This is a genomic window from Actinokineospora sp., assembly GCF_050699995.1.
In the GTDB taxonomy this organism is placed as follows: domain Bacteria; phylum Actinomycetota; class Actinomycetes; order Mycobacteriales; family Pseudonocardiaceae; genus Actinokineospora.
In genome coordinates this window covers 1-15,553 of sequence record NZ_JBOHGC010000044.1, presented here as the reverse complement: position 1 = coordinate 15,553, position 15,553 = coordinate 1, and the positions used below count along the sequence as shown (strand labels likewise).

Annotated in this window: 15 protein-coding genes; 6 read left to right on the top strand and 9 right to left on the bottom strand. The window is 69.7% G+C overall.

Annotation, left to right across the window (positions count from 1 at the left end; genetic code table 11):
• Positions 1-386: class I SAM-dependent methyltransferase (locus ACRDSQ_RS02625; protein ID WP_431418416.1), on the bottom strand; the 386-nt coding region annotated here is incomplete at its 3' end.
• Between the two features lie 34 nt (positions 387-420).
• Here ACRDSQ_RS02625 and ACRDSQ_RS02620 point away from each other — a divergent pair.
• From ACRDSQ_RS02620 to ACRDSQ_RS02610, 3 genes are read left to right on the top strand one after another with little or no spacing between them, the layout of a single operon-like run.
• A complete protein-coding gene (locus tag ACRDSQ_RS02620; protein ID WP_431418414.1) occupies positions 421-1,269 on the top strand; it encodes a ParA family protein in 849 nt (282 codons plus the stop codon).
• Complete coding sequence (locus ACRDSQ_RS02615) at positions 1,266-1,880, top strand: LysE family translocator (protein ID WP_431418413.1); 615 nt, start codon at positions 1,266-1,268, stop codon at positions 1,878-1,880. The genes ACRDSQ_RS02620 and ACRDSQ_RS02615 overlap by 4 nt, the downstream gene beginning before the upstream one ends.
• On the top strand, positions 1,880-2,677 hold the full coding sequence (locus tag ACRDSQ_RS02610) for a DNA-formamidopyrimidine glycosylase family protein (RefSeq protein ID WP_431418411.1): 798 nt from the start codon (positions 1,880-1,882) through the stop codon (positions 2,675-2,677). The genes ACRDSQ_RS02615 and ACRDSQ_RS02610 overlap by 1 nt, the downstream gene beginning before the upstream one ends.
• A gap of 4 nt (positions 2,678-2,681) precedes the next feature.
• Here the strand turns inward: ACRDSQ_RS02610 and ACRDSQ_RS02605 are convergent, their stop codons facing one another.
• From ACRDSQ_RS02605 to ACRDSQ_RS02595, 3 genes are all read right to left on the bottom strand, one after another.
• Complete coding sequence (locus ACRDSQ_RS02605; protein ID WP_431418409.1) at positions 2,682-3,101, bottom strand: hypothetical protein; 420 nt, start codon at positions 3,099-3,101, stop codon at positions 2,682-2,684.
• A gap of 409 nt (positions 3,102-3,510) precedes the next feature.
• The gene (locus ACRDSQ_RS02600) at positions 3,511-3,705 is read right to left on the bottom strand and encodes an ATP-grasp domain-containing protein (protein ID WP_431418408.1); all 195 of its coding nucleotides are present in this window, start codon (positions 3,703-3,705) and stop codon (positions 3,511-3,513) included.
• Positions 3,702-3,974, bottom strand: coding sequence for a hypothetical protein (locus ACRDSQ_RS02595; protein WP_431418406.1), 273 nt, complete (start codon positions 3,972-3,974; stop codon positions 3,702-3,704). Before ACRDSQ_RS02595 ends, ACRDSQ_RS02600 begins: the two co-directional genes overlap by 4 nt.
• Before the next feature lie 300 nt (positions 3,975-4,274).
• Here ACRDSQ_RS02595 and ACRDSQ_RS02590 point away from each other — a divergent pair, with 300 nt between their 5' ends.
• Positions 4,275-4,457, top strand: a complete 183-nt coding sequence (locus tag ACRDSQ_RS02590; RefSeq protein ID WP_091371508.1) for a DUF7455 domain-containing protein — start codon at positions 4,275-4,277, stop codon at positions 4,455-4,457.
• A 94-nt stretch (positions 4,458-4,551) separates the two neighbouring features.
• Here the strand turns inward: ACRDSQ_RS02590 and ACRDSQ_RS02585 are convergent, their stop codons facing one another.
• The 5 genes from ACRDSQ_RS02585 to ACRDSQ_RS02565 all read right to left on the bottom strand — a co-directional run bounded on the left by ACRDSQ_RS02585 (position 4,552) and on the right by ACRDSQ_RS02565 (position 11,076).
• Positions 4,552-5,718, bottom strand: a complete 1,167-nt coding sequence (locus ACRDSQ_RS02585; RefSeq protein WP_431418404.1) for an ROK family protein — start codon at positions 5,716-5,718, stop codon at positions 4,552-4,554.
• Between the two features lie 27 nt (positions 5,719-5,745).
• Positions 5,746-7,173 carry a sugar ABC transporter permease gene (locus ACRDSQ_RS02580; RefSeq protein WP_431418403.1) on the bottom strand — a complete coding sequence of 476 codons (1,428 nt, stop codon included), beginning with the start codon at positions 7,171-7,173 and terminating at the stop codon, positions 5,746-5,748.
• Positions 7,174-7,181: 8 nt separating this feature from the next.
• A complete protein-coding gene (locus tag ACRDSQ_RS02575; RefSeq protein WP_431418402.1) occupies positions 7,182-7,955 on the bottom strand; it encodes an ATP-binding cassette domain-containing protein in 774 nt (257 codons plus the stop codon).
• A gap of 57 nt (positions 7,956-8,012) precedes the next feature.
• Positions 8,013-9,137, bottom strand: a complete 1,125-nt coding sequence (locus tag ACRDSQ_RS02570; protein ID WP_431418400.1) for a sugar ABC transporter substrate-binding protein — start codon at positions 9,135-9,137, stop codon at positions 8,013-8,015.
• 202 nt (positions 9,138-9,339) lie between these two features.
• Positions 9,340-11,076 carry a DEAD/DEAH box helicase gene (locus tag ACRDSQ_RS02565; RefSeq protein ID WP_431418398.1) on the bottom strand — a complete coding sequence of 579 codons (1,737 nt, stop codon included), beginning with the start codon at positions 11,074-11,076 and terminating at the stop codon, positions 9,340-9,342.
• A 172-nt stretch (positions 11,077-11,248) separates the two neighbouring features.
• On the opposite strand from ACRDSQ_RS02565, the gene ACRDSQ_RS02560 reads away from it, so the two are divergent.
• Complete coding sequence (locus ACRDSQ_RS02560) at positions 11,249-12,292, top strand: YihY/virulence factor BrkB family protein (RefSeq protein WP_431418396.1); 1,044 nt, start codon at positions 11,249-11,251, stop codon at positions 12,290-12,292.
• 130 nt (positions 12,293-12,422) lie between these two features.
• A complete protein-coding gene (locus ACRDSQ_RS02555; RefSeq protein WP_431418394.1) occupies positions 12,423-15,527 on the top strand; it encodes an efflux RND transporter permease subunit in 3,105 nt (1,034 codons plus the stop codon).
• Positions 15,528-15,553: the final 26 nt, after the last annotated feature.

The window sequence follows — 15,553 nt, the reverse complement described above, 5'->3', positions numbered from 1 at the left end:
AGCACGGACAGCACGCCGCCCGGGGCCACGACGGCGGCCATGGCGGCGACGGTCACCTTCGGGTCGTCGACCACCTCGAGCAGCCCGTGGGCCAGCACCAACTCGGCCGAACCGGGCTCCACCAGCTGGTCAAGGGCGTCGCTGTCGCCCTGCACGGCGGTGATCCGGTCGGCTACCCCGGCCTCCTGGGCGCGGCGCTGCAGCGTGGCCAGGGCATTGGGGCTGGGCTCGACGACGGTGACGTCGCAGCCGGCGGCGGCCATGGGCACGGCGAACACCCCGCTGCCGCCTCCGACATCGACCACCCTCGGCGCTAGGCCGCCGCGCCGCTCACGGGCAGCGGTCAGCTCGAGGTCGAGCACACGGCGTACGGCATCCGGTCGCATGAGAACGAACTCTAGAGACTCTAAGGTCTAGGGCGTGCAAACGGTGGCAGTGCTCAGCCTCAAAGGCGGCGTGGGGAAGACCACGGTCGTGCTCGGCCTCGCGTCGGCCGCGCTGCGGCGCGGGGCCCGCACGCTGGTGGTCGACCTAGACCCACAGTGCAACGCGACACAGACGCTCGACCCCGACGAGACCGAGGCGACACTCGCCGACGTCCTGGAGAAACCGACGGCCTCGGTCCTCAAGGCCGCGATCGCGCCGAGTTCCTGGGACGGCGAGGTCGACGTCATGGTCGGGTCGGAGGAGCTCGAGACCCTCAACGAGCCCGATCCGGGCGCCCGGAGGCTGGAGAAGCTGGGCCGGGCGCTCGCCGAGCTGCGGCACCTGCTGGCCGACGGCGAGCTGCCCTACCAGCTGGTCCTGATGGACTGCCCGCCGTCGCTGGGCAGGCTGACCCGCTCGGCGCTGGTCGCGGCCCAGGGCGCGCTGCTGGTCACCGAACCGACGATGTACGCGGTCGCGGGCGCACAGCGCGCGTTCGAGGCGGTGGAGAACACCCGCGACGAGCACAACGCGAACCTGGTCGCGCTGGGCGTGGTCGTGAACAAGGTCCGCACGCACTCCTACGAGCACCAGTTCCGCATCCAGGAGCTCCGGGAGAGCTTCGGCAGGCTGGTCATGCCGGTGGCCCTGCCCGACCGGCTCGCGGTGCAGCAGGCGCAGGGCGCGTGCATGCCGATCCACCAGTGGCAGACACCGGGGGCGCGGGAGGTGTCACTGGCGTTCAACCTCCTCCTCGCGCGCGTCCTGCGCACGGGAAGCCGAGGCAGGCACAACGCCGTCACCTGGCCCACCGACAGCGAGGCCGAGGCGGCCCAGGAATGAGTGGCGCGGCCCTCCTCGGCTACACCTTGGCCGCGTTCCTGCTGACGATCACGCCGGGCCTCGACACGCTGCTCATCCTGCGGTCGGTCCTGGCAGGCGGTCGCCGGGCCGGGTTCGCGGTGGGGATGGGGATCACCGCGGGCTGCGTGCTGTGGGGCACGGCGAGCATCGCGGGCCTGACGGCGCTGCTGGCGGCCTCCCCGCTTGCCTACGACCTCGTGCGGTACGCGGGTGCGGCCTACCTGCTCTGGCTGGGTGGGTCCGGCCTCTGGCGGTCATGGCGGCGGCGTGAGGAGCCTGTGGACGTCGTCCCGGTCGCGGGCGCGTTCCGCACCGGGCTGATGACGAACCTGCTCAACCCCAAGATCGGCGTGTTCTACGTGAGTCTGCTCCCCCAGTTCGTGCCCGCGAGCGGGGCGAGCGCGGCTTGGGCGGCGCTGCTGGTCGCGATCCACGTCGGACTCGGCCTGCTGTGGCAGGCAGGGCTCATCTGGTTCGGCGGCCGGGCTCGGACCGTCCTCGCCAGGCCCTCGCTGCGTCGGATCACGGAGCGGGTCGCGGCGAGCGTCCTGCTCGGTTTCGGGCTGAAGGTCGCTTTGGGCGGGCGCTGATGCCGGAGGGCGACACGGTCTACCAAGCGGCGGCGCGATTGGCCTCCGCGTTGACGGGCCGCGTGCTGACCAGCGGCGAGCTTCGTCATCCCCGCTTGTCCACTGTGGACCTCAAAGGGCGTACCGTGCTCGGGCCGCACACGGTCGGGAAACACCTGTTCCTCCGGTTCGACCGCGACCTCAGCCTGCACAGCCACCTCGGCCTGGACGGCACCTGGCAGGTCCAGCCGCGCGGCGCGCGCTGGCGTCGACCTGCCCACCAATCGCGGGCCGTGTTCACCACCGCCGAGCACCAGGCGGTCGGTTTTCTGTTGCACGAGATGGCTTTGGCGCCCACCGGCGAGGAGGGCAGACTCGTCGCGCACCTCGGGCCGGACCTGCTGGACCCGGCGTGGGGCGAGGACCACGTGGCCGAGGCGCTCGCGCGGCTCACCACCGATCCCGACCGGGAGATCGGGCTCGCGCTGCTCGACCAGCGCGTCATGGCGGGTCTGGGCAACGTCTACAAAGCCGAGGTCTGCCACCTGCTCGGCGTCTCACCGTGGACTCCAGTGTCCGATGTGGACAGCGAACGCGCGGTCCAGTTGAGCCGGGACCTGTTGGAGCGCAACAAACTCACCCCTGACCGGTGCACGACCGGGGATCCCCGGCGGGACCGGCGGCTGTGGGTCTACGGCCGCACCCGGTCCGGCTGTCTGCGCTGTGGATCGCGGGTGGTGGCCGGAACCCAGGGATCCGGGGTCCGTGAGCGGGTGGCCTACTTCTGCCCGAAATGCCAGCCCGGCCCCACCGGCTGAGCGGTCAGCACCAGAACAGCCAGCACTCGTTCGGCTTGGTCGTGGTGGTGGTCGGCCGCTGGGTGGTCGTGGTCGGCCGGGGCGTGGTCGTCGTCGGTTTCGGCTTCGCCGTGGTGGTGGTCGTCGTCGGCACGGAGGCGGTCGTGGACCCGGCGGTCGTGGTGGTCGTCGTTGTCGTGGTTGTCGTGGTGGTCGTGGTCGACGTCGACGTGCTCGAGGCGGTCGTGGTGTCGGTCTGCTCCGGGGGCAGCGACCGGCCCGCCGGGCTGTCGTCAGGCTCGTCGGCGACCACCTGCGGCGCCGCCTCGGCGGGGGTGCGCAGCACCGGTCCGGAGATCATTCCCTCGTAGAACAGCGCGGCGGCCGCGGCCCCGATGACGACGCCGAGCGCGATTCTTCGGGGTTGGTCCTGCTGGTTCCGCAAGGTCCCCTCCGCGCCGATCAGCCGAACTCCGGTCAACCACGTGTGTGAACCAACCCCACGCTGCGTGTGTGCGGGGACCCTATCAGTGACCCGAATGGGCGAGAAACGAAACCTCGTTGTCGAATCCGGCCGGAGACTTTACGGTCGCCGTACACGAGAGAGGAGGTGGTCCAACGGTGAAGTCTCAGAGGACTCGTGAGGTGGCTGTCCGCTAGGACCGCCCATCGAAAGATGGCAGCTGGCTCCGCACACGGCTCGGGCTGACCCCGTGTCAGTCGCCGTAGGCGCGGCGTGTGGTCGGCGAATACCAGGCATCCACCCAGCCCTCGGGCCTCCGGGAATCAGTCCTCCCCGGCCCGACCGCCCCCGGCGGTCGGGAAACGGCCCGGGGGCTGCCCTCATTTCGCAGTCAGTGCGCCGATGAGGAGATCGGGATCGAACGACCCGGCCGGTCGCTCACCTGCCCGTCGCCCACCTCCACCACCCGCCACGCTCCGTCGTCGCGGCGGACCACGTCGGTGGTCACGAACCGACAGCCCAACTTCACCACCAATTCGGCGATACCCGACAAATCAGGCTCCCAGTCGTGCTTGCGGGACTTCACGTAGTCCTTGACGATCCCGAGCCCGGCCGGAGCGGCCGCACGTCGGGCACACCGTCCGCCCAGACACTCGCCGGCGTTCGATCCGCGAACACCGAATACCACCCGGGCAACTCGTGGGCGCGCCGGTACTCGCCCGCCAGGAGCCGGTCATGATCGATGAGAGCGGTCACCGCGGACAGGGACCGAGCGGCGTGGGCCTCGGCGGCGAAGTGCGGATCGGCCTTGGTCGGTCGAAGTGGATCAGCGCAGAGCAGCAGCGGGGTGTGCACCTCGTCACATTATCGGCCTCGGAGGTGTTCGCCCGTGGTGAACACGAGGTGGCCGGAGCGGGGTCCGCGAGCATGGTTCGCGGGGACAGATTCCCTGTTGAACCCGCAAAACGACGGTTGAGCTTGGGCCAACCGGGTTAATCAAGGGTTACTCGATTGCTATGTGGGCGCGGGAACACTGCTATTCATCCGCGCGTCTGTAAGAGTAGGAATCGTGAACCGGTGGAGCTCTCAGCCTCCGAGTACACGGCCGATGATGGTGCCGGGTTCACCCGGCACCGGGACGGAGGGAGAACTCCCATGACGACAACGACGCTCACCCGCCCCGAGCTGACCGCTGCCGATCGCTGCGACCGATGCGGCGCTGCCGCACAGGTTCGCGCCGTATTTCCCTCCGGAGGAGAGCTGCTGTTCTGCGGCCACCACGCTCGCGCGCACGAGGATCGTTTGCGCGAGATCGCGGCCGAGCTCCAGAAGGGCTGATCCCGCGCCCTAGTCTCGTCCAGGACGGGCGGCATCCCCAACGGGGTGCCGCCCGTTCGCTGTCTCGGCCCAGAAGGCGCCAGGTCGTCCCTTCTCAGACGGCGTCGAGGACGGGTTCGAACGCCAGCTCGGCCGCGCCCACCAGCTTGCCGTCGGCGCCCAGTGTCGACGCCTGGACGCGGGTGCCGCCGATCGCGCGCGACACCAGGCTGCGTTTGCCCACCTCGGCCCCGACCGCCGCGATCAGTGACGGCGGCAGCGCGGTGAACAGATCCCCGAGCACGACCAGCTCGGGGCTGAAGGCGTTGACGATGTTGACCAGGCCCAGCGTCAGCCACTCGCGGAACTCGCCGAGGCGAGGCCCGACCTCGTCGGCCCGCAGGCCTCGTAGTTCGGCCACCACGACCCCGCGCGGGGTGCCCTCCGCCAGCGACAGAGCCCGGCACAGGGCCAGCTCCCCCACCTCGGTCTCCCAGCAGCCCCGGCTCCCGCAGTGGCAGTCGCGGCCCGTCGGGTTGATGACCATGTGCCCGAGTTCGCCCACGTACCCGGCCGTGCCGCGCAGCGCTGAGCCATCGGAGATCACGCCGCCGCCGATGCCGATGTCGGCTGAGACGTAGACCGCGTCGAGCGAGCCCCGGGCCGCCCCCCGCAGGTGTTCGGCCAGCGCGCCGACCTCGGCGTCGTTGGCCACCCGCACCGGCACGCCCAGGGTTGCGCGCAGCCGGTCGCCCAGCGGGACGTCGCGCCAGCGCAGGTTGGGGGCCTCGTGGATGAACCCGTCGGAGCGCCGCACGACCCCGGGCACCGACACACCGACGCCGAAGATCTTCAGGTCGAGTTCGTCGGCCAGCACCCTCGTCGACTCGATGATGTGGGTGATCACCTCGTCGGGCTCGCCGGAGCGCCGGTGCAGGTTCCACCGGTTGCGGCCGAGCATCTCCCCGCCCAAGCCGACCAGCGCGATCGCCACCTGCTCGACGCGGATGTCGACGGCGAGCACCACCGCCGCCTGGGGCTGCGGCAGCACGAGCAGCGAGGGCCTGCCCGCGCCGGACCGCGCCCGCGGCACCCGTTCCAACACGATGCCCGATTCGGCCAGCCCGTCGACCAGCGCCTTGATCGTGCTGCGGTTGAGGCCGAGTTCGGCGGCCAGCTCGGCGCGGGTGCTCGGCCCGTCGACATGCAGGCGGCGGAGCAGCGCGGTGCGGTTGTGCCTGCGCACCTCGTCGGGCCGTGCGACCGCCGTGGGTGTGCTCACCGTGCTGCCTCCCGTTGCCCGCCTCTCCTACCTGACCGCCACCGCGGCCCGGCGCCGCGACAGCGCGTCGACGCTCGCCGCGAGCAGCAGCACGAGTCCGGTCACGATGTTGACCACCGCGGCGGGTTGCTGCAGCAGCCCGAGCCCGTTCTCCACGACCGCGAGGACCAGACCGCCGATGACCGCGTGGATGACCTTGCCACGCCCGCCGAACAGCGATGTCCCGCCGATGACCGCCGCCCCGACGGCGAACAGGAGCGTATTGAGGCCACCCGCCTGCGGGTCGACCGACCCCACCTTCGATGAGTACACGATCGCGCCCAGAGCGGCCACCGACGAGCAGACCACGAACACGCTGGCCCGGATCTTCGGGACGTTGATGCCTGCGCGCCGGGCCGCCTCGGCGTTGCCGCCGACGGCGTAGATGTGGCGGCCGTAGCGAGTCCGGTTGAGCACATAGGTGCCGATCACGAGCAGCACCAGGACGATCGGCACGACGTACGGGACGCCTTCGATCACCACGAAGTCGTTGGGCGAGCGGTTCAGGGTGAAGGCGAACGTCGCCAGCCCCGCGATGACCGTGACCGCCGCGACCTTGCCGACCACGATCGGGGTCGGCGCGGTGACCAGGCCCTTGCTGACCCGGATGAAGTGCTCGCCGAGGACCACGCCCGCGTAGCCGACGACGCCGACCGCGAACAGGATCCAGCTGCCGAGAACCGACAGGTTGCCGTTGGCGACGGAGAACAGGACCGGCTGGGTGCCGATGCCGAAGACACCGCCCTGGCCGATGAACTGCAGGATCACGCCCTGCCAGGTGATGAACAGCGCCAGCGTCACCACGAACGACGGCATGCCGATCTTGGACACCAGGAACCCGGTGATCACGCCGATCGCGGTGCCCACGCACAGCGCGAGCAGCATCTCGATCCACGGGTTCGGCCCGACGCCGAGCATCGCGATCGTGACGGCGACCATGGCGAAGACGGCGCCCGCCCAGATCCGCATGATCACCGCGAGGACCGCGGCGACCAGCATGCCGCCCACGAAGACGTAGAAGACCGTCGAGCCCATCCCGCCGACGAGATTGCCCGCGCGCACGTAGTGCATGGCCATCACCGCCGCGCAGACACCGGACGCGGTGCCCGCGGACAGGTCGATCTCGCCGAGCAGCAGGACGAAGACCAGACCCATGGCGATGATCATCTTGCCGGAGCCCTGGGCGATCAGGTTCGCCGTGTTGTCCAGCGTCAGGAAGGATTCGGACTGAGTCCAGAAGTAGAGGACGAGCGCGCCGAGGCCGAGCACCGCGGGCATCGAGCCGAGGTCGCCGGAGCGCAGCCGCACGAAGAAGTCGCGCACGGCCTCGCTGGTGGACTGGGTGGTGGTGTCGATGCCGAAGTCGGAGATCGCGCCGCCGGAGTCGGGCTTGGCGGCGACAGGCTGGTTGGTCATGGGAATCCTCAGACGGTTGCGGTCTCGGGGCGGGCGAGGCCTAGATCGCCCGAGCGTCCGGCGGTGATCAGTTCGACGACCTGGCCGTGGGTGACCTCGCGGGTGGGCACCTCGGCGACCATGCGACCCAGGTAGAGCGTCGCGATCCGGTCGGCGACCTCGAACACGTCGGCCATGTTGTGGCTGATCAGCACCACGCCGAGGCCTTGTTCGGCGAGCCTGCGGACCAGGTCGAGCACCTGTCGGGTCTGTGCGACACCGAGCGCGGCGGTCGGCTCGTCGAGGAGCACGACCTTGCTCTCCCACAGGACGGCCTTGGCGATGGCGACGGTCTGGCGCTGGCCGCCGGAGAGCGAGGAGACCGGCGTGCGCACCGATTTGACCGTGCGCACCGACAGCGACGCGAGGGTGTCACGCGCGGCCTTTTCCATCGATGCCTCGTCGAGCAGCCACGCCCCGCCGCGCTCGCGGCCGAGGAACATGTTCTGCACGATGTCGAGGTTGTCGGCGAGCGCGAGGTCTTGGTAGACGACCTCGATCCCGAGCTTGGCCGCGTCGCGCGGCCCGTGCACCGACACCGGGTCGCCGTTGAAACGCACGATGCCTGAGTCCATCGGGTGGATGCCCGCGACGCATTTGACCAAAGTGGACTTACCGGCGCCGTTGTCGCCGACGAGGGCGGTCACTTCGCCCGCGCGGACGGTGAAATCCACGTCGTGCAACACATGCACGGGTCCGAAGCTCTTGTTGAGCCCGGTCACTTCAAGAATGGGTTCGCTCATCGAAACGCTCCTGGCCGGAGCCCCGGCGCGGTGGCCGCGCCGGGGCTGGTGGTCGGACTAGCTGATGCCGAGCTGGGCGCAGACCGCGGCGAGGTCGCCGCCGCAGATGTCGCTCGCCTTGACGTAGCCCTGGCTCACGACCTCCTTGACCCCGTCCTTGGTCGTCAGCTTCGGCTCGAGCAGCAGCGACTTGACCGTCCGGCTGCCCTTGGCGTCCTCACTGGACTGTCCGGCGATCTTGTCCGCCGCCGCCTTGTCGCCCTTCGCCAGCGCCGCGGCGAGCTTGGCCGCGCCCTCGGCCTCGGCCTTGATCGGCTTGAACACGGTCATGTACTGGTCGCCGCGCAGCACGGCCATCAGGCCGTCCGGGGTGGCGTCCTGTCCGGTGACCGGGACCTTTCCGTTGAGCCCGTTCTTGCGCAGCACGGTGATCACCGCACCCGCCAGACCGTCGTTGGCCGCGACGACGCCGTCGACCTTTCCGCCGTTGCCGGTCAGGATCTGCTCGAAGGTCACGCCGCCCTTCTGGTTGTCCCAGCCGTCGATCGGCTGGCTGCGCACCAGCTTGAGCGCGCCCGAGTCGTAGAGCGGCTTGAGGACTTTCTGCTGACCGGCGTGGAAAAGCGTCGCGTTGTTGTCGGTCGGCGCGCCCTCGATCTCGATCACCTGCGCGCCCGGCTTGTCCTTGAGCGCGGTGGCCAGGCCCTGCCCCTGCAGTTCGCCGACCTTCACGTTGTCGAAGGACACGTAGTACTCGGAGCTGCCGCCGAGGTTGAGCCGGTCGTAGTCGATCGTGGGGATGCCGCGGGCCTTGGCCTTGGCCGCGACCGACGCCCCGACCTCGCTGTTGATCGCCGCGATGACCAGGACCTTGACACCCTGGCTGATCATCCCGTCGGCCAGGGTGGAGAACTTCTGCACGTCGCCCTGGGCGTTCTGGATGTCCGGAGCGAGCCCTTCGGCCTTCATGGCCGCTTCGAGCATCGGCTTGTCGAAGCCTTCCCAGCGAGCCGAGGTGGCGGTCTCCGGGAGGATCACGCCCACCTTGATCCCGCCCGCGGGAGCCGCCGAGGTCTGCTGCCCTGAGCCGCCCGACGGAGTTTCCTGATTGGCACCACAGGCCGTCATGGCGAGGGAGACACCCACACCAGCGGCGAACAGAGCCAGCGTCTTGCTGCGCATTCGGTCGTCCCTTTCGAGTCCGTCGACGCACCGCCAGGGCCCGGGCGGCAACCGTCTGAGGTAAATGTTGCGGCTCACAACATATGTCGAACCATGCGGTGATGTGAACCACACTGGATCGATTCAGCGCACATTCACGGACACGTTTTGGCAACGGCCCCGACATCTGCCGGACGGCGAAGCGGGGGGGCAGGCGGGAGAACTACCAGGAACGCAGCGTCGCGATTCGCTCTTCGAGCTGCTCGACGGTGGCCATCGCGGTGGGCGGTCCGCCACAGGTGCGGCGCAGGTCGCCGTGGATCATCCCGTGCGGTTTGCCGGTGCGGTGGTGGGCCATCCCCACCAGCGCGTTCAGCTCTTTGCGCAGGGCCGCGAGGCGCTCTTGCACGCTCTGCGGCTTGGCTGTCTTCGGCTCCGCGGGCCCCTTCCCAGCGGACTGCTTCGAGTGATTGTCGAGCTGGGTGTCCTGCCGTTTGCGCAGCAGCGCGCGGACCTGGTCGGGTTCGAGCAGACCCGGTAACCCGAGGTACTCCTGCTCCTCGGCGGACCCGGCGAACGCGGCGGTGCCGAACGAAGAGCCGTCGAAAATCACCTGATCGAGTTCGGCGGAGGCACCCAGCGAGGTGAACGCCTTCTCCTCCTCGCCGAGTTCGTCCTTGGTCCGGTTGGCGTCGGCGAGCAACTGGTCGTCCCAGCCGTCGCTCTCCCGGTGCGGCTTGCCCAGCACGTGGTCGCGCTCGGCCTCCAGCTGGCTGGCGAGGTCGAGCAGCACCGGAACCGACGGCAGGAACACGCTCGCCGTCTCCCCCGTTCTGCGCGCGCGCACGTACCGGCCGATCGCCTGGGCGAAGAACAACGGGGTGGACGCGCTGGTCGCGTAGACCCCGACGGCCAGCCGCGGCACGTCGACGCCCTCACTGACCATCCGGACCGCGACCATCCAGCGGTCGGTCGACTCGCCGAACTCGGCGATGCGGCCCGAGGCCTTGGGGTCGTCGGAGAGCACCAGGGTCGGCTCGTCGCCGGTCAGCGTGTGCAGGATCTTGGCGTACGCCTTCGCCGTGACGTGGTCCGAGGCGATCACCAGACCACCCGCGTCCGGGACGCCGCCCTCGCGCAGCTGGTTCAGCCGCATGTCGGCGGCGCCGAGCACCGCGGGGACCCACTCCCCGTCGGGGTCGAGCGCGGTGCGCCACGCCCGGGCGGTCTGCTCGCCGGTCAGCGGCTCGCCCAGCCGGGCGGTGAACTCCTCGCCCGCGCTGTTGCGCCAGCTCGCCTCACCCGAGTAGGCCAGGAAGATCACCGGGCGGACGACGCCGTCGCGCAGGGCGTCGGCGTAGCCGTAGGTGTGGTCGGCCTTGCTGCGCAGGAAGCCGGCGCCATCGGGCTCGTAGTCGATGAACGGGATCGGCGAGTCGTCCGACCGGAACGGCGTCCCCGTCAGGCTCAGCCTGCGCACGGCCGGGGTGAACGACTCGCGGACCGCGTCGCCCCAGCTCTTGGCGTCGCCGCCGTGGTGGATTTCGTCAAGGATCACCAGCGTCTTGCGCTGCTCGGTGCGCACCCGGTGCAAGCTCGGGTGGGCGGCGACCTGCGCGTACGTGACCGCGACGCCCACGTAGTCGGTGGAGGTCTGCCCCATCGAGTTGGTGAAGTTCGGGTCGATCGGGATGCCCGCGGCGGCGGCCGCCTGGGCCCACTGGTGCTTGAGGTGCTCGGTGGGGGCGACGATCGTGAGCCGCTCGACCGTGCGGTCGGCGAGCAGTTCGGCCGCGACCCGCAGGCCGAAGACCGTCTTGCCCGCGCCCGGGGTCGCCACGGCGAGGAAGTCCTTGGGGCGACGGGCCAGGTACTTCGTCAGCGCGCGGCGCTGCCAGTCGCGCAGCGGTCGCGCCGAAGAGGTCGCCTGGGACTCCGGTTGCACCTCGGCCCGGGTCACGAGATCCCCCAGCCCCCTTCCGTGAACAGACGAATGCCCTCAGCGGACGACGTTGAGGGCGACAGCGAGAATACCGTCCGCCCGTCCAAGATCGCCCACCACGCGACACAGAGGTAACGATCGGCGAGTGATACCGCCGATCCCGCCCGGATGGACCATGCTTGGCACCGCCATGAGTGACCAGCCCATACCCAAAAGCGGGAACGACGCCTTCCCCGCGGCGACCGCCGAGCGCCGCGGCGCTCGGCGGTTGATCACCCGGACGCTGTCCAAAGCGTGGGGCGGCAACCTGTTCTCCGAGGCCGCCGAGGCCGCGTTCTGGCAGGTCCTGTCGCTGCCGCCGCTGCTGCTCGGCCTGCTGGGCAGCCTCGGCTTCGTCGCGGAGTGGTTCGGCAAGGACGTGATCAACGCCGTCGAGGCCGACATCATCGAGATCTCGCGCACCGCGTTCAGCGAGAGCGTCGTGACGCAGATCATCCAGCCGACCGTCTCCGACATCCTCACCGTCGGGCGCGGCGAGATCGTGTCCGTGGGCTTCCTCATATCGCTGTGGGCGGGTTCGTCGGCCATGTCGTCGTTCGTCGACGCGATCACGGTCGCGCACGGCCAGTACGGCGTGCGCAACGAGGTGTGGCAGCGGATCTTCGCCCTGCTGCTCTACGTGTTGAGCCTGGTGCTGTTGGTGATCGGCCTGCCGGTGCTGGCGCTGGGCCCGGACCTGCTGCCCAAGCTGTTCCCGACGTCGTGGCGGGCGACGATCTCGACGTGGGTGGACATCACCTACTACCCGATCATCGGTCTGTTGCTGGTGCTGGCGCTGGCCACGCTCTACAAGCTGGCCCTGCCGCGCAAGCTGCCGTGGCACCGCGGCCTGCCGGGCGCGATCCTGGCGATGGCCGTGTTCCTGCTGTCCAGCATCGGGCTGCGGCTCTACATCAGCTGGATCACCACCACCGGCTACACCTACGGCGCGCTGGCAACCCCGATCGCGTTCCTGCTGTTCGCCTTCTTCATCGGGCTGGCGGTGGTGATCGGCGCGTACTTCAACGCCGCGATCCAGGAAATGTGGCCCGCGCACATGACCCGCAGGCAGCGCCGCAAGTGGCGCAGGCTCGAGATCGAGCGCGCGGCGGTCCAACTGCGGTCCGACAAGGACACGAAGTCCGAAGCTCAGTCCGACCATAGCGCGGAGAGCACGCAGCGCTCGACGTTCTGACCCCGAGGTCTGTCATCCCAAAGTATGAGGTGAAGTCAGACCTTGGACCGAGTCGCTTCGTGTCCACTCGTGCCACGATGATCTTGTCTTCCGGCGCGGGGGTGCCGGTGCGTGATCACGAGGGGATCCCATGTCAGCGCTCGCTCGCCTGAGCCTGGCCAACCGCGGTCTGGTCGGCCTGCTCAGCTTATTGATCATCGGCTTCGGCACCATCGCGCTGCCATCGCTCAAGCAGCAGCTCTTCCCATCCATCCAGCTGCCCGCCGCCGTGGTGATCGCGCAGTATCCGGGCGCGTCACCGGACATTGTGGACAGTGAGATCGCGGAGCCCATCCAAGGCGCACTGCGTGGACTGTCCGGAGTGGACTCGATCACCACCCGGTCGGCCGAGAGCTCGGCGTCGATCTCGGTCCAGTTCGACTACGGGACCGACATCAACACCGCGGTCAGCCAGATGCAGCAGACGGTCAACCGGCTGCGCCCGATCCTGCCCGACGGTGTCGAGCCGACCGTTGCGCAAGGCAGCACCGACGACATCCCGGTCGTGATCCTGGCCGCCGAGTCCGGCGGCGACGAGGCCGTCACGGCGCGCAGGCTGCGCACCGAGGTCCTGCCGGGCATCGAGGAGATCCCCGGCGTGCGGGGCGCCACCATCACCGGCACCCGCTCCGAGACGGTCACCGTGACCGTCGACTACGCGAAACTCGCCGCGGCACAGGTCGACCCGACCGCGCTCGCCGGCGCTCTGTCCTCCGCGGGCAAACCGCTGCCCGCGGGCGCGGTGGCCGAGGGCGACCGCACGCTGACCGTGCAGGTCGGCGGCCCGATCAAGTCGGTCGACGACCTCAAAGCCCTCGTGCTGCCCTCGCGCGGCGCGCCGGTCCGGCTCGCCGACGTCGCGACCGTGCAGCCCGCCCTCGCCGAGACCACGGTGATCACGCGCACCGACGGCAAGCCCACGCTCGGCGTGATGGTCACGATGACGTCCGACGGCAATGCCGTGGAGATCTCCAAGGCGGTGCGCGGCAAGCTGGACGAGTTGGGCAAAGCGGCCCAGACGCCGTTGACCGTGGCCTACGACCAGGGCCCGGAGGTGGAGAAGGCGATCGGCGGACTGACCACCGAGGGCCTGCTCGGCCTGCTGTTCGCCGTCGCGGTCATCTTGTTGTTCCTGCTGTCACTGCGATCCACGCTGGTGACCGCGGTGTCCATCCCGCTGTCCGTGCTCGTCGCGCTGCTCGCCCTGTGGACCGGCGACCTGTCGCTCAACCTGCTCACCCTCGGCGGTCTGACGATCGCGATCGGCCGGGTGGTCGACGACTCGATCGTCGTGCTGGAGAACATCAAACGCCACCTCGCCTATGGCGAGGAGAAGGAACGCGCGGTGCTCGACGGCACCCGCGAGGTGGCAGGCGCGGTCACCGCGTCGACGCTCACCACGGTCGCCGTCTTCCTGCCCATCGCCTTCGTCGGCGGGATCGCGGGCGAGCTGTTCGGTCCGTTCTCGATCACGGTGACCGTCGCCTTGCTGGCCTCGCTGCTGGTGTCGCTGACGATCGTCCCGGTGCTCGCGTACTGGTTCCTGCGCAGGCCGGCTGTCTCCGCCGACCCGGAGATCGCCGAAGCGGCCAGAGTGGCCGCGGTGGAGAAGGAGCGCCGCAGCCCGCTGCAGCGCGCCTACGTCCCGGTGCTGAACTTCGCCACCACCCGCCGCTGGATCACGCTCCTCATCGCCGTGCTGATCTTCGGCGGCACGCTGGGGCTGGCGAGCAGGCTGGAGACCAACTTCCTTGACGACTCCAATGGCACCGCGCTGCAGATGTCGCAGGAACTGCCGCCCGGGTCGAGCCTGCAGACCCGTGACGAAGCGGCGAAGAAGCTCGAGGCCGTGCTCGCCGAGACCGGCGAGATCGAGGTCTACCAGGTCACCGTCGGCAACGACGACACCTTCGCCGGTTTCGGCTTCTCCAGCAACGGCACGAACACGATCAACGCCACCGTCCGCGAGGGCACCGACCTCGCCGCGCTGAAGACCAAGCTCGGCGACCGGCTCAAGGCCGCTCCCGACACCGGCGTGGTGAAGTTCGGCGCCGAGGCGACCGGGTTCTCCGCCGAGGGCGTGCAGATCATCGTGACCGCCCCGGACGCCGAGGCCCTGCGGGTCGCGGCCGACACGGTCCAGGAGGCGGTCAAGGGTGTCCCGGGACTGACCGAGGTCACCAACGATCTGGCCAAGAGCTCGCCCAGGGAGCAGGTCGCGGTCGACCAGCAGGCCGCGGCGGCCCGTGGGCTGAGCACACAGGTCGTGGGGCAGTTCGCGGCGCAGGCGCTGCGCGGTGTGCCGGTCGCGGAACTGCCGATCGGCGGCACCCGCCACGACATCGTGCTGCGCACCGGCACCGCACCCACGGACGTCGCCGCGCTTCGGGCGCTCCCGTTGCCGAGCGCGACCGGCGTGGTCACCCTGGGAGAGATCGCCCAGGTGTCCACCGTCGACGGTCCGGTGCAGATCCGCCGCATCGGCGGAGAGCGCAGTGCCACCGTCACCGCCAAGGCGACCGAGGCCGACCTGGGCAAGCTCACGAAGGACCTCACCGCCCGACTCGACGGCGTCCGGCTCACCGGTGGCGCGAGCTACGAGATCGGCGGCGTCAGCGCCGACCAGGCCGAGACCTTCGGCGACCTGGGTCTGGCCATGCTCGCGGCCATCGCGATCGTGTTCCTGATCATGGTCGCGACGTTCCGCAGCCTGATCCAGCCGCTGATCCTGCTGGTGTCGATCCCCTTCGCGGCGACCGGCGCCATCGGCCTGCTGCTGATCACCGGCACCCCGCTGGGTCTGCCCGCGTTGATCGGCATGCTGATGCTGGTGGGCATCGTGGTCACCAACGCGATCGTGCTGATCGACCTGGTGAACCAGTACCGAGCCGACGGCATGAGCGTGCGGGACGCGGTGATCGAGGGTGGACGCAGGCGGCTCCGGCCGATCCTGATGACGGCCGCCGCGACGATCTTCGCGCTGCTGCCGATGGCGTTGGGCCTCACCGGCGAAGGCGGGTTCATCGGCAAGCCGCTGGCGCTGGTGGTCATCGGCGGGCTGCTCAGTTCGACGCTGCTGACCCTGGTGCTGGTCCCGACGCTCTACACGATGGTCGAGAACCGCAAGGAGAAGCGGAAGGCCAAGAGGACGGCCAAGCACGCACTCAAGGACGAGCCCGCGACCGTCAAGGTCTAGGACTTTGGTGAAACGCGGGCCCGGCG

Bases quoted from the DNA above. Each gene is read 5' to 3' on its own strand.
- ACRDSQ_RS02575 (WP_431418402.1), bottom strand. From the start codon at position 7,955: ATGAGCGAACCCATTCTTGAAGTGACCGGGCTCAACAAGAGCTTCGGA.
- ACRDSQ_RS02615 (WP_431418413.1), top strand. From the start codon at position 1,266: ATGAGTGGCGCGGCCCTCCTCGGCTACACCTTGGCCGCGTTCCTGCTG.
- ACRDSQ_RS02555 (WP_431418394.1), top strand. From the start codon at position 12,423: ATGTCAGCGCTCGCTCGCCTGAGCCTGGCCAACCGCGGTCTGGTCGGC.
- ACRDSQ_RS02580 (WP_431418403.1), bottom strand. From the start codon at position 7,173: ATGACCAACCAGCCTGTCGCCGCCAAGCCCGACTCCGGCGGCGCGATC.
- ACRDSQ_RS02590 (WP_091371508.1), top strand. From the start codon at position 4,275: ATGACGACAACGACGCTCACCCGCCCCGAGCTGACCGCTGCCGATCGC.
- ACRDSQ_RS02610 (WP_431418411.1), top strand. From the start codon at position 1,880: ATGCCGGAGGGCGACACGGTCTACCAAGCGGCGGCGCGATTGGCCTCC.
- ACRDSQ_RS02560 (WP_431418396.1), top strand. From the start codon at position 11,249: ATGAGTGACCAGCCCATACCCAAAAGCGGGAACGACGCCTTCCCCGCG.
- ACRDSQ_RS02570 (WP_431418400.1), bottom strand. From the start codon at position 9,137: ATGCGCAGCAAGACGCTGGCTCTGTTCGCCGCTGGTGTGGGTGTCTCC.